The 13,123-nt window shown below is 66.7% G+C and carries 13 protein-coding genes; 10 read left to right on the top strand and 3 right to left on the bottom strand.

Annotated features, from left to right (window positions below; translation table 11 throughout):
- Window positions 1-30 precede the first annotated feature (30 nt).
- From K307_RS28710 to K307_RS28700, 3 genes are all read left to right on the top strand, one after another.
- A complete protein-coding gene (locus K307_RS28710) occupies window positions 31-555 on the top strand; it encodes a flavin reductase family protein (protein WP_042884249.1) in 525 nt (174 codons plus the stop codon).
- A gap of 86 nt (window positions 556-641) precedes the next feature.
- The gene (locus K307_RS28705) at window positions 642-2,243 is read left to right on the top strand and encodes a phytoene desaturase family protein (protein WP_042884248.1); all 1,602 of its coding nucleotides are present in this window, start codon (window positions 642-644) and stop codon (window positions 2,241-2,243) included.
- Between the two features lie 118 nt (window positions 2,244-2,361).
- Window positions 2,362-3,618 (top strand): adenylate/guanylate cyclase domain-containing protein, encoded by a 1,257-nt coding sequence (locus K307_RS28700; protein WP_051975211.1) that lies wholly within the window; start codon window positions 2,362-2,364, stop codon window positions 3,616-3,618.
- A gap of 72 nt (window positions 3,619-3,690) precedes the next feature.
- On the opposite strand, the gene sodB is transcribed toward K307_RS28700, so the two are convergent.
- Window positions 3,691-4,272 carry a superoxide dismutase [Fe] gene (gene sodB, locus K307_RS28695; protein ID WP_042884247.1) on the bottom strand — a complete coding sequence of 194 codons (582 nt, stop codon included), beginning with the start codon at window positions 4,270-4,272 and terminating at the stop codon, window positions 3,691-3,693.
- A 190-nt stretch (window positions 4,273-4,462) separates the two neighbouring features.
- Complete coding sequence (xseA, locus tag K307_RS28690) at window positions 4,463-5,848, bottom strand: exodeoxyribonuclease VII large subunit (RefSeq protein WP_042884245.1); 1,386 nt, start codon at window positions 5,846-5,848, stop codon at window positions 4,463-4,465.
- A 1,085-nt stretch (window positions 5,849-6,933) separates the two neighbouring features.
- On the opposite strand from xseA, the gene K307_RS28685 reads away from it, so the two are divergent.
- The 7 genes from K307_RS28685 (at window position 6,934) to K307_RS28655 (ending at window position 12,249) form a co-directional block, all read left to right on the top strand.
- The gene (locus tag K307_RS28685) at window positions 6,934-7,554 is read left to right on the top strand and encodes a MotA/TolQ/ExbB proton channel family protein (RefSeq protein WP_042887503.1); all 621 of its coding nucleotides are present in this window, start codon (window positions 6,934-6,936) and stop codon (window positions 7,552-7,554) included.
- Between the two features lie 18 nt (window positions 7,555-7,572).
- On the top strand, window positions 7,573-8,004 hold the full coding sequence (locus tag K307_RS28680; RefSeq protein WP_042884244.1) for an ExbD/TolR family protein: 432 nt from the start codon (window positions 7,573-7,575) through the stop codon (window positions 8,002-8,004).
- Between the two features lie 149 nt (window positions 8,005-8,153).
- Entirely contained in the window at window positions 8,154-9,257 is a 1,104-nt protein-coding gene (gene lpxK / locus K307_RS28675; protein WP_042884242.1) for a tetraacyldisaccharide 4'-kinase, read from the top strand.
- On the top strand, window positions 9,238-9,450 hold the full coding sequence (locus K307_RS28670; RefSeq protein WP_042884241.1) for a Trm112 family protein: 213 nt from the start codon (window positions 9,238-9,240) through the stop codon (window positions 9,448-9,450). The genes lpxK and K307_RS28670 overlap by 20 nt, the downstream gene beginning before the upstream one ends.
- Window positions 9,451-9,461: 11 nt before the next feature.
- Complete coding sequence (gene kdsB, locus K307_RS28665) at window positions 9,462-10,271, top strand: 3-deoxy-manno-octulosonate cytidylyltransferase (protein ID WP_042884240.1); 810 nt, start codon at window positions 9,462-9,464, stop codon at window positions 10,269-10,271.
- Between the two features lie 383 nt (window positions 10,272-10,654).
- Window positions 10,655-11,320, top strand: coding sequence for an adenylate kinase (adk, locus tag K307_RS28660; RefSeq protein ID WP_042884239.1), 666 nt, complete (start codon window positions 10,655-10,657; stop codon window positions 11,318-11,320).
- Between the two features lie 170 nt (window positions 11,321-11,490).
- Window positions 11,491-12,249, top strand: coding sequence for a 3-hydroxyacyl-CoA dehydrogenase (locus tag K307_RS28655; protein WP_042884238.1), 759 nt, complete (start codon window positions 11,491-11,493; stop codon window positions 12,247-12,249).
- 18 nt (window positions 12,250-12,267) lie between these two features.
- Here K307_RS28655 and K307_RS28650 read toward each other — a convergent pair whose 3' ends face one another.
- The gene (locus K307_RS28650; protein WP_042884237.1) at window positions 12,268-13,080 is read right to left on the bottom strand and encodes a helix-turn-helix domain-containing protein; all 813 of its coding nucleotides are present in this window, start codon (window positions 13,078-13,080) and stop codon (window positions 12,268-12,270) included.
- Window positions 13,081-13,123 lie beyond the last annotated feature (43 nt).

The following is a 13,123-nucleotide window of genomic DNA, read 5'->3' as shown; positions in this document are numbered from 1 at the left end:
CACCGGTGAAGCAGGCCACAGGAGACAACCATGACCGACGCTCGCGAGTTTCGGAATGCCCTCGGCCGTTTTGCCACGGGTGTAACCATCGTCACGACCCGCACCCCCGACGGCGAACCCTGGGGCGTGACTGTCAATAGTTTCAGCTCGGTATCGCTGGAGCCTCGCCTGGTGCTCTGGAGCCTCGCCAGGAAGTCCTACAGCCTCGAGGCTTTCCGGAAGACCAGCAGTTTCGTGATCCACGTCCTGGCAGCCGACCAGGAACACCTCTCCAACCGCTTTGCCCGCGGCGCCGACGGCAAGTTCGCTGGCGTCCCATGCACGGACGGCATCGACGGCTCTCCCATCCTGCCGGGATGCGCGGCGGTCTTCCAATGCCGGAACACGCACCAGTATGACGGCGGTGACCACGTCATCTTCATTGGCGAGGTTCGGCATTACGACGCATCGGACCGCGAAGCCCTGCTCTTCTACAAAGGCAGCTATGCCCGCGCCGCGAATGACCTGACCGATCTTGCCGACCTGATCCGCAGCGAATACGCCGCCGCGAGCTGATTCCGGTACCGCCGGCGGCCAGGCGTCGATGGCATAGGCATGCCAGCGCCTGGCTCCTCCTCTCATCCTTGCCCCCGGGATATTCCATGAGTACGTATGACGCCGTCATTGTCGGCAGTGGTATCAATTCGCTCGTCTGTGCCGCTGTCCTCGCCAGGCGCGGCAAGCGCGTCTGCGTGCTGGAACGGAACAGCACCCTGGGCGGATGCATTCGCACCGAGGCGTTGAACGCCCCCGGCTACCTGCACGACACGTTGTCGACGGCACACCCGCTGTTTGTCACGTCGCCCGGCTACGCCGAACTGAAGGACGATCTCCATGACGCGGGACTCAGCTACGGCAACAACGACACGCCCACCGGTGTCTTGTTGCCCGACAACCGTTCGTTGATCCTGAGCACCTCCCGCGACCGCAACGTCAGCGCCTTCAATGCCCTCGCAGGCGGCGACGGCGATGCCTATCTGGCAGCGATGCAGGAGGTCGAGCAGAATGCCGGCCTGGTGTTCTCGCTCCTCGGCAACGAACTGTGGAGTGCCGGCGTCGCCAGGGCCGTGGCCGGCCGCCTGTGGAAGCACGGCGTGCACGACACGGTTGCCTTCTTTTCCCCTGCCCTGATGAGCTGCCGGAGCTGGCTGGAGACGCGGGTCAGGTCCGACCTGGTCCGCGCGCTGCTGGCACCCTGGGTCTTGCATACCGGCCTGGGCCCTGAGAGCGCGATGTCTGCCCTGATGGGGAAAGTGGTCGCCTTCACGCTGGAGGCGGTGGGGCTGCCGATCGTCCAGGGAGGCAACGCCCGCACCGTCGAGGCATTCCGCCGCATCGTCGAGAGCCGTGGCGGTGCTTTCCACGTCAATGCCGACGTCGAGGACATCCTGGTCGAAGGCGGCTCGGCGCGTGGCGTGCGGACGCGAGACGATCGCGTATTCATGGGCAAGGAGATCATCTGCAACGTCACGCCCGGCCAGCTCTACGGCAAGCTGCTGGCCCCGGTGAACGTTCCGCCTGGCCTGCGCCAGCAGGCTGCGGAGTACCGCTATGGCAAGGGCAATATGCAGATCCACCTAGCGTTGTCCGCCCCACCTGACTGGCCACAGGACCATCTCAGGGACGTCATCTACCTGCACCTCACCGCGGGACTGGATGGCGTCTCCCGGGCCGTCAGCGAAGCAGAGCGAGGCCTGCTTCCGGCTGAAGGCACGATTTGCGTTGCCCAGCCGTGCGCGGTCGATCCGTCCCGCAGCCCGGCCGGTGGCTGGGTGCTCTGGATCCAGGTCCCCGAGTGCCCACGGCAGGTCAAGGGCGATGCGCTGGGTGAAATCGAGGTTCCCGCGGACGGCCGCTGGACGCCGGAACTCAGGGAACGCTACGCCGACCGGATCATCGACCGCATTGCGCGCCAGGTTCCCAACCTGAAGGCGAGCATCGTCGGCCGGACTGTCCTGTCGCCTGCGGACCTCGAAGCGATGAACATCAATCTCGTCGGCGGCGATCCCTATTCCGGCGAATGCAGCATCGATCAGTTCATGTTCTGGCGCCCGGTCCCTGGCGTCAAGGATCACGCGACCCCGGTCAGGCATCTCCACCATATCGGCGCCTCCACCCATCCGGGGCCGGGACTCGGCGGCACGTCCGGATTCCACGTCGCCAATGCGCTCGCCAGGAAGCGGGCGAAATCCATCTCAAAGTGAAAGCAGCGAATCAAAAGAACCGGTTTGGCGGCGACAAACTATGGTTCAAGGTAGTCACGGACTTCTGACGAAAATGGGCCCGCGCTCGTCGCGGTGCCCGAGGCGCGGGAGGTGAAGCATGGCTACCATTCACCGCCGGGTGTTCCCCGACCCCCTGGAACTCCGGGTGCGAGATGTCACGCTTTCTGCGAGCGACGATTTCCAGACCAAGCGGGACAAGCTCGCGCACATCATGCTGGACGCGATGTACCAGTTCGTGGGCCTGCTGGATGTGCACGGCACGATGCTCGAGATCAACCGTGCCGCGCTCGAGGCGATTGGCATACGGATGGACGACATCCGGGGGAAGCCGTTCTGGGAGGCCCGCTGGTGGGTGGTCTCGCCAGAGACCCAGGCGTCGCTGCGAGAAATGATCCAGCGCGCAAGCCAGGGCGAATTTGTCCGTTGCGACTTCGAAAACTACGTCCAGCCCGAGGGCAACGAGACGATCATTGTCGACTTCTCGCTCCTGCCGATCAGGGATTCGAACGGGAACGTTGTATTCCTGCTTCCGGAAGGCCGCAATATCACCGAGAAGAAGCGCGCCGAGGCCGCGCTGGCGCGGAAGAACGAGGAACTGCAGGCAAGCTGGGAACTGATCCGCCGCCAGCACGACGAGCTCCGGAGCCTCTATGACAGGCTTCTGGCCGAGCAGGAATTGTCGGAGCGGCTGCTGCTCAATCTGCTGCCCTACTCGATCGCTGAACGGCTGAAAGCGCGTCCTGACCTGATCGCCAGCGGCGATCCGGAACTCATCGCCGACAGCTTTCCGGACGTGACGGTCCTGTTCGCGGACATCGTGGCCTTCACGCGGTTTTCAGCGGGCATGAGCCCCGAGCAGCTGGTTGCCGTCCTCAATGAGATCTTCACCGAGTTCGACACCATTGCCGACCATCGCGGCCTCGAGAAGATCAAGACCATCGGCGACGCCTACATGGCAGCCGCGGGGCTGCCGGAGCCGGCGCCCGATCATGCGGTGCGGGCAGCGCAGATGGCGTTGGACATGACAGAGGCGTTCATGCACTTCAACCAGCGCACCGGCTTCAACCTGCAGATGCGCATTGGCATCAATAGCGGGCCAGTGGTCGCCGGTGTCATCGGCAAGCGCAAGTTCATCTACGACTTGTGGGGTGCGGCGGTCAACATCGCCAGCCGGATGGAATCCCACGGCGTGGCCGGACGGGTGCAGGTCACCGACGCGACCAGGCGCCTGCTCGGCGAGTCGTTCCTGTTCGAAGAGCGCGGCGCAATCGAGGCGAAAGGAATCGGCACGCTGCATACCTGGTTCCTGACCGGCCGCAACCCTGCCTGCCAGGCTGGTGCGATGGCCAGGTGAGGTAAGGCACCAAAGCAAGAAAGCCCTCGCGCTGGAGGGCTTCCTTACTGTCGATTCGCGCAGAACCGTCGATCAGCCAGCGAAATTCTGGCCGGCGAAGTCCCAGTTCACGACGTTCCAGAATGCCTCGACGTATTTCGGACGGGCATTGCGGTAGTCGATGTAGTAGGCGTGTTCCCACACGTCGCAGGTCAGCAGCGCCTTGGCGTCGGTGGTCAGCGGGGTGGCGGCGTTGGAGGTCGAGACCAGGTCCAGCGAGCCGTCGGTCTTCTTGACGAGCCAGGCCCAGCCCGAACCGAAGGTGCCCACGGCGGTCTTGGTGAACTCTTCCTTGAACTTGTCGAACGAGCCCCACTTGGCGTTGATGGCATCAGCCAGCGCGCCGGTCGGCTGGCCGCCGCCGTTGGGCTTCATCGAGTCCCAGTAGAAGGTGTGGTTCCACACCTGGGCAGCGTTGTTGAAGATGCCGCCCGACGACTTCTTGACGATTTCCTCGAGGGTCGAGTTCTCGAACTCGGTGCCCTTGATCAGGTTGTTCAGGTTGGTGACGTAGGTCTGGTGGTGCTTGTCATGATGGAACTCCAGCGTCTCCTTGGAGATGTGCGGAGCCAGGGCATCATGCGCGTACGGGAGCGGGGGGAGCTTGTGTTCCATTGTTCTGTCTCTGTGGGTTGGGAGTTGTAGGGTCCGGAATTGCCGATTGTAGGGGACTTGCCACACCCGCGCAAACCGCGCGGCAATGTCCCCTGCTCCGATGTTAGTTTGTCCGGGCGCGGCTTTCCGGGCGATTTCCCGCAGGTCTCGCAAGCGATTCCTGGCGCGCCAGCGCCGCTGGGCCGACGCTTCAGAAATCCATCAGTTTTGCCTGCACGCCGGCGATCGCCAGGTCGGCCACGCCCTCGGCCAAGTGGGCTTCGACCACGCTGCCGGGGCGGATCTCGTTGGGCGAGCGCAGCGCGCGCCCGCGCTGGTCGAGCAGCACCGCGTAACCGCGTTCGAGCGTGCGCTGCGGCGCCAGCAGCTCGAGCGCGCCGGCGGCGCGCGCCAGGCGCTGGCCGGCACGCTCCTGCTGGCGCACGGCGGCGTTCTGCAGGCGCTGCCACAACCGTGCCACATGGGCGTGTTCGGCGGCGGTGTCGGGACGGCACGCGCTCCAGCGCATCGCCAGCAATTGTTGGCGATGGCGCTGCGACACCACGGTGTCGCGCAATGCCGACCGCAAGTGTCGGGCCAGATTGTCCACGCGCGCGCGCCGCTCCTGCAGTTGCGCCTGCGGGCTGCGCAGCCGGCGCGCGAGCCAGTCCAGGTGCTGGGCGCGCAGGTCCAGCCCGCGCCGCATGCATTGCGCCAGCGCGTCGCGGGCGCGGCTGGCCTGCGCCAGCAGGTGCGCGCGGTCGGGGCTGACCAGTTCGGCCGCGCCGGTGGGCGTGGGCGCGCGCACATCGGCAACGAAGTCGGCGATGGTGAAGTCGGTTTCGTGGCCCACGCCGGAAATGACGGGCAGCGCGCAGCGCGCGATCGCGTGCGCCACCACCTCTTCATTGAACGACCACAGGTCTTCGATGCTGCCCCCACCGCGGCACAGGATCAGCACGTCGCACTCGCGCCGCGCATCGGCGGCGTCGATCATGTCGGCGATCTTCTGCGCCGCGCCCGCACCCTGCACCGGCACCGGGTAGACCACCACCGGCACGTGCGGCGCACGCCGGCGCAGCGTGGTCAGCACGTCGCGCAGCGCGGCGGCCTGCAGCGACGTGACCACGCCAATGGTGCGCGGATGTTCCGGCACCGGGCGCTTGCGCTCCGGCGCGAACAGCCCCGCCTGCGCCAGCTTTTCCTTGAGCCGCAGGAAGGCCTCGTACAGGTTGCCCAGGCCGGCGCGGCGCATTGCCTCCACGCCCAGCTGCAACTCGCCGCGCGCCTCGTACATGGTGACCACGGCGCGCACCTCCACCGCCTCGCCCTCGCGCGGCTGGAAGTCGACATGCTGGTTGCGGCCGCGGAACATCACGCAGCGGATCTGCGCGCGCGCGTCTTTCAGCGAGAAATACCAGTGGCCACTGGCCGCGCGCGTGAAGTTGGAGATCTCGCCGCGCACCCACGTGAGCGGGAAGCTGCGCTCAAGCAACTTCGCGATTGTGTGGTTTAGCTCACCGACAGGGATGACTTCCCGGCCGTTGCGCTGCACGGTGGAGGAAGAGTCACGCGAAAAATTCGACAGATCGGGCATGGCGCGGCGGCGGCGAGCGGCGTGAATGGGACATGTCCACAGCATAACTGGTCTGTCAAGGGGGTAGCGCTGACGTGCGCAGCCTGCCCCGAAAGCCGCATGGGTTCGTGCAACTCTTTGATTCTTATGCAGATTGTGTTCGCAATAAAAATTAGGCAATGTAACTGTTTCTCTTATGCATCAATCACTTACATAGTGTCGGATGTGCTTGTTCACAAAGTTATCCACAGAAATTCTGGATAAAAAGGCTCGTATACCTCACTTTTTTCCATAAAAATGCCGTAAGACGTTTCGGCGCCACTCGCAAAGCGGCGCTCTCTGCGCGTAGCCATTGTCTTCGGCTTTGTCCCATGACCCCCAACGTACGCCTGCTGCACCTGCACATTATCTAAGCAACAGGCCGTCATGCCATATAAATCAATGACTTAGATCGCTTCTCCCGACATTGTCCACAGGGCATCCACAACGCTCTCCCTGCGGATTGTGGAAAAACCGGGGTTTACCCAAGCCAGGCCTCAGGCCAGGCTCGCGCCAGCCCGGCGCGCCCTTCTGCCTGTTTTTTAAGCAACGGTCACTCGCACCTTTGGAATCAACGACTTAGGTGCCTTCTCAGACAGCTTTCCACAAGCCCTCCACAGTCCTGTCCCGCTCCTGTGTGGAAACCCGCACCGCAACGTGCGCCGGCGCACAGACCGGGCCTTTGCGGGTGTGGAAAGCGAGTTTGGCGGGAGTGCGCAATGCGCCGCCGGGCCAAAGGCAGGTGTTTGCACAAGATTTAAGCAGCCTTTGCATTGGCCTTTCGGATCAATGGCTTAGCGCGCTTGTCAGGCAGCTTTCCACAATCGATCCACAACACTGTCCCGCTGCGCTGTGGACAGACGGGGCCACAACCCCGCGCGGCGATGCGCGCCCGAGACAGCGGCGCACGCTGTCGCTTGCCGCGCGACAGGGCGCAGGTTAGAGTGGCGCCTGATTTTTCAGAGCAATGCCGGAGCGCGCGCGGCGCTAGCGTGCCAGCTGCGCATCAAGGCATGCCGACCAGGTGGTTGGGGTTTTGTTATTGGTTGTCGATCCCGGGGGTCCAATTGTTTTCCATCATTCAAGCGGCCGGCTGGCCGATCTGGCCGCTGTTGCTCGCCTCGGTCATCGCGCTGGCGCTGATCGTCGAACGTTTTCTTACCCTCAAGCGCAGCAAGGTGCTGCCCACCCGCCTCTATGAAGAGGCGCTGGCCGCCGCGCAGCAACGCCGCGCCACGCCGGAAGTGGTCAATACGCTGGAGCAGAACTCGCCGCTGGGCCGCGTGCTGGCCGCCGGCCTGCGCCACGTGGTGCTGCAGCCGCATACCTCGCGCGATGCCGCCAAGGACGTGGTCGAGGAAGCCGGCCGCGCGGTCGCGCATGAGCTGGAGCGCTACCTGAACGCGCTCGGCACGATTGCCTCGGTGGCGCCGCTGATGGGGCTGCTGGGCACGGTGATCGGCATGATCGAGATCTTCGGCAGCCAGGGCGGCACCGGCGCCAGCCCGGAACAGCTCGCGCACGGCATCTCGGTGGCGCTGTACAACACCGCCTTCGGCCTGATCGTGGCGATCCCGGCGCTGATCTTCTGGCGCTACTTCCGCCGCCGCGTGGACGACTACGTGGCCGAGCTGGAATCGCGCGCCACGTCGTTCCTCGACGCGATCCTGCCGCAGCGTCGCGCCTGATCCGGGAACGCCATCGCCATGCAATTCCGTTCCCGCCAGCGGCGCGAAGAGCCGGAGATCAACCTGATCCCGCTGATCGACGTGCTGCTCGTGATCCTGATCTTCCTGATGATCACGACCACGTACTCGCGCTATACCGAGCTGCAGATCCAGCTGCCCACCGCCGACGCCGAGCGCGCCCAGCAGCGGCCGCGGGAAATCGTGGTGTCGGTGTCGGCGCGCGGCGTGTACTCCGTCAACAAGCAGGTGCTGGAGCAGAAGGACGTCACCAGCCTGGCCGACCAACTGCGTGCGGCCTCCGGCGACGCCGGCAGCGGCCAGCCGCCGGTGGTGATCGTCAACGCCGACGCGCAGGCCTCGCACCAGGCCGTGATCAACGTGATGGAGGCCGCGCGGCTGGCCGGGCTGTCGCGCCTGACGTTCGCCACGCAGAGCGCCCAGCCGCGCTGAGCGGCGCTCCCACCCAGGCGCACGCGGCAGGCGGGCTTGCCGCATGCGCTGCGCAGTGCCCATAATGGTTGAGCCGCCGCGAGCCGGGGGCGAGACCCCGAGCGCACTACAATCCCATCCTTACGACGATTCCACCGCCCGCCGCATCCATGCCCGTTCCCCGCCACGCCCTTGCCGACTTCGTCACCGCCCAGTGGCAGCGCCGCGGCTGGTTCGCGTGGGTGATGCTGCCGTTCTCGCTGTTGTTCGGCCTGGTGGCGCTGGTGCGCCGGCATGGCTACCAGCGCGGCTGGTTCAAGTCGACGCGGATGCCGATGCCGGTGGTGGTGGTCGGCAACGTGACCGTGGGCGGCACCGGCAAGACACCGGCGGTGATCGCGCTGGCGCAGGCGCTGACCGAAGCCGGGCTGCGCCCGGGCGTGGTGTCGCGCGGCTATGGCGTCGAGCTCAAACACCCGCGCCGCGTCAAGCCGACCTCGCAGGCCAGCGACGTGGGCGACGAGCCGCTGCTGATCGCGCGCGCCGCCGACGTGCCGGTGTGGGTCTTCCCCGACCGCGCGCTGTGCGCGCAGACCATGCTGGTCTCGCACCCCGGCGTCAACGTGCTGCTGCTCGACGACGGCCTGCAGCACTACAAGCTGCAGCGCGACTTCGAGATCGTGATGTTCGACTCGCGCATGGGCGGCAATGGCCTGATGCTGCCGGCGGGCCCGCTGCGCGAACCGCTGACGCGCCCGCGCGACGCCACGCTGATCAACGACCCCAACTTCCGCGCCACGCCGGACCGCCCCGGCGTCTACGGCATGCGCCTGGAGCTGGACGACGCCTGGCAGCTGAACGACCCGACCATGGCGCGCCCGGTCAGCGCCTTTGCCGGCCGCCGCGTGCTGGCCGCGGCGGGCATCGGCAACCCCGAACGCTTCTTCGCCAGCCTGCGCGCCGCGGGGCTGTCGCCGAAGACGCTGCCGCTGCCCGACCACTATGACTTTGTCGTCGACCCGTTCGCCGACCACCCCGACGCGCTCGCCGCCGACGTGATCCTGATCACCGAGAAGGATGCCGTAAAATGCGAGCGCTTCGACGACCCGCGCATCTGGGTCGTGCCCACCAGGCCCGTGATCGACGCGGGCCTGATCGACAAAATCCGCAGCGCCGTGCTGGCGCAAATCAAACCCGCGCCGGCCGCCGCGGCCGCCACGCCCGGCGCCGCCGGGCGCAACGAGGAACACCGAGATGGACAACCGGCTGCTTGAAATCCTGGTCTGCCCGCTGTGCAAGGGCAAGCTGGAATACGACCGCGCCGCGCAGGAACTGATCTGCCACGCCGACAAGCTGGCATACCCGATCCGCGACGGCATCCCCGTGATGCTGGCCGACGAGGCACGCCAGTCGGTCCCGGGCCGCGTGGTCAATAATCCCGAGCCCGACGCCCCTGCCGGCAACTGAGCGGGGGCGCCATGACTGTCCCAGCGTTTACCGTCGTCATTCCCGCGCGGCTGGCTTCGACCCGGCTGCCTGACAAGCCGCTCGCCGATATCGGCGGGCGCCCGATGATCGTGCGCGTGGCCGAACGCGCGCACGCATCGTCGGCGCAGCGCACGGTGGTGGCCACCGACGCGCCCGCGGTCGCGCAGGCCTGCGCCGCGCACGGCGTCGAAGCCGTGCTGACGCGCGCCGACCACCCTTCCGGCACGGACCGCCTGGCCGAAGTGGCCGCGCAGCTGGGCCTGGCCGACGACGCCATCGTCGTCAACGTCCAGGGCGACGAGCCCCTGATCGAGCCGGCGCTGATCGACGAGGTGGCGCTGCACCTGGCGCACCACGCCGATTGCGCCATCGCCACCGCGGCGCACCCGCTGCATGAGATCGCCGAGGTCTTCAATCCCAACGTGGTCAAGGTGGTGTGCGACGCCGCCGGCCGCGCGCTGTATTTCTCGCGGGCGCCGATCCCGTGGGCGCGCGATGCCTGGTCGGGCGTGCCGGCCGTGCCCGCGGCGATGGCGCAGGTGCCGCTGCCGGCCATGCCGGTGCTGCGCCATATCGGGCTGTATGCCTACCGCGCGGGCTTCCTGCGCCGCTTTCCGACGCTGGCGGCGGCGCCGCTGGAGCAGGTCGAGGCGCTGGAGCAGCTGCGCGCCATGTGGCATGGCGAGCGCATTGCGGTGCTCGAGACCAATGCGGCGCCCGCGCCCGGCGTCGACACCCTGGTCGACCTGGAGCGCGTGCGCGCGTTGTGGGCGCAGTCGATGGCGCAGGAAGGCCCCTGACGGGCTGACCCGGCACCCGCGCCAAGGCGCCTGCCCGCTCCGGTTCAAACTGCTGCAACCTGAACAGGGGGGCGGATTTCGGGCCGATTTCGCGCCGCCTCATGGCATAATGCTTGCCGATACAGAGCCGCCCGGCTGGCGCGAAGCAACGCGCCGCCTGGCCAAGGCTCGGTGGGGAGATAAAGATAGAGCCCGTCCGGTGCGCCGCGCCGCCATCCCCCTGGCAGCCGCCGCCGGCCGTATGCGCGAGGCATGCATGAGCATTGCCCGCGTTGAACGCAGTCAGAACGCATCAGGACAGCAGTAAGTCTTGCGTCAAGTTACGGCGTTACCCTCCTTCTGATCTCCCGCCACACCAGATTCAAAACTCTGAGGACCCGTAAATGCGTTTGATCCTGTTGGGCGCGCCTGGCGCCGGCAAAGGCACGCAAGCCAAGTTCATCTGCGAGAAGTTCGGCATTCCGCAAATCTCCACCGGCGACATGCTGCGCGCCGCGGTGAAGGCCGGCACGCCCCTGGGCGTGGAGGCCAAGAAGGTCATGGACGCGGGCGGACTGGTGTCGGATGACATCATTATCGGCCTGGTGAAGGACCGGCTTAAGGAAGACGACTGCAAGAACGGCTACCTGTTCGACGGCTTCCCGCGCACGATTCCGCAAGCCGAGGCGATGAAGGAAGCCGGCGTGGCGATCGATTACGTGCTGGAGATCGATGTGCCGTTCGACGCCATCATCGAGCGCATGAGCGGTCGTCGCGTGCACGTGGCGTCGGGCCGTACCTACCACGTCAAGTACAACCCGCCCAAGGCGGAAGGCGTGGACGACGAGACCGGCGAGCCGCTGATCCAGCGCGACGACGACAAGGAAGAGACCGTCAAGAAGCGCCTGGACGTGTACTCGCAGCAAACCCGGCCGCTGGTGGATTACTACTCGGACTGGGCGGCCAAGGGTGACGCGTCGGCCAAGGTTGCGCCGCCGAAGTATCGGAAGATCACGGGGCTGGGCAATGTGGATGAGATTACCGCGCGGGTGTTTGAGGCGCTGAAGTAATCGCTTCGCCATCTCGCGACGTGAAAAGCGGCCTTCGGGCCGCTTTTTGTTTTTGGCCTGCTTACGCGTTCCGCTTGCACATCCGCTGTCACGCCGTAAAATACGCTCGATCAAATTGACGTTTACGTAAACGGCAACAAAGAATCCACCTGACAGCGAGGAGACAGGCAATGCAGATCCAGGGCAACGTATTCATCGTCACCGGCGGCGCCTCCGGGCTTGGCGCGGGCACCGCGCGCATGCTGGCCGAAGCCGGCGCCAAGGTCGTGATCGCCGACCTGAACGAGTCGGTCGGCCAGGCGCTGGCTACCGAACTGGGCGGCACGTTCGTGCGCTGCGATGTCACCTCCGAGGGAGATGGCCAGGCCGTGGTTGCGGCCGCACAGGCCCTGGGCCGGCTGTCGGGCATCGTCAACTGCGCCGGCATCGCCACGGCCAACAAGACCGTCGGCAAGAACGGCCCGCATCCGCTCGATGCCTTCGACAAGACCATCCGCATCAACCTGGTCGGCACCTTCAACATGATCCGGCTGGCGGCCGCGGCGATGGTGCAGAACACGCCGGACAGCGAGGGCGAGCGCGGCGTGATCATCAATACCGCGTCGGTGGCGGCCTTCGACGGCCAGATCGGCCAGGCGGCCTATGCCGCTTCCAAGGGCGGCGTGGTGGCGATGACGCTGGCGATCGCGCGCGACTTGTCGCGCGATGGCGTGCGCTGCATGACGATCGCCCCGGGCATCTTCGAGACGCCGATGCTGCTGGGCATGCCGCAGGAAGTGCAGGACGCGCTCGGCAAGATGGTGCCGTTCCCGCCGCGCCTCGGTCGCCCGGCGGAGTATGCCAAGCTGGCCCGCTCGATCATCGAGAACACCATGCTCAACGGCGAAGTGATCCGCCTGGACGGCGCGATCCGGATGCAGCCCAAGTAACTGCCAGGCGTTGCCCGCTCAGCCGGGCAGCAGCATCACCAGCATCAAACCCGGCGCCGCCGCCGGCACCAGCGTCAGCTGCTCGAACTGCAGCGCGCCCAGCACCGGATGGCGAAAGCCGCGGCGGCCGCCCTCGCGGTCTTCCACGTCCTGCGACAGCCAGGCATCGCGGAAGGCCGCGCTCTCTTCCATCAGTCCATCGATCAATGCACGCGTCGGCGCCTCGTCGGCGTGACGGATGCTGTGCGCGCGGAATTCGGCCACCAGGCGCGCGGCGCGGTGGGGCCAGTCTTCCACCAGCGCCTGCAGCGCCGGCGACAGGAACATGGCGCGCAGCAGGTTGCGCTCGCTGCCGGCGGCGTCGAGCCAGCCGGTGAACAGGCGCGCGGCGGCGTCGTTCCAGGCCAGCGCAGTCCATTGCCGGTCGAGCAGGTAGGCCGGGCCCGCCACCGCGTGCACGCTGGCCAGCACCGTGGGCGGCACGGTCTCGTCGGCGGCCTGCTGCGGGTCGCGCCGGCCGGCCAGCTCGAACAGGTAGGCGCGCTCGGCCCGCGACAGGCGCAGCGCCGCGGCGAGGCTGGCCAGCGCGCGGGCCGACAGCGAGACTGGCCGGCCCTGCTCCAGCCAAGTCACCCACGTGGTGCTCAAACCCGCCAGCTGCGCCACTTCCTCGCGGCGCAGCCCTGGCGTGCGGCGGCGGCGGCCGGGCGCGAGGCCGACGTCGGCCGGCACCAGCCGTTCGCGGTGCGCGCGCAGGAAGGCGCCGAGCACGGCTTCGCGCGACGATGGCGATGCGGGCAAGGAATCGGCGAGATCGGCAGACAGAGGCATGGCAGGCTGGTGGCGCTTATACCAGGATAAAACGCTGACTTGT

This window comes from Cupriavidus necator A5-1, assembly GCF_000744095.1.
Classification (GTDB): domain Bacteria; phylum Pseudomonadota; class Gammaproteobacteria; order Burkholderiales; family Burkholderiaceae; genus Cupriavidus; species Cupriavidus necator_A.
The sequence above is the reverse complement of the archived record's forward strand: the minus strand, read 5'-3'. Positions and strand labels throughout refer to the sequence as shown.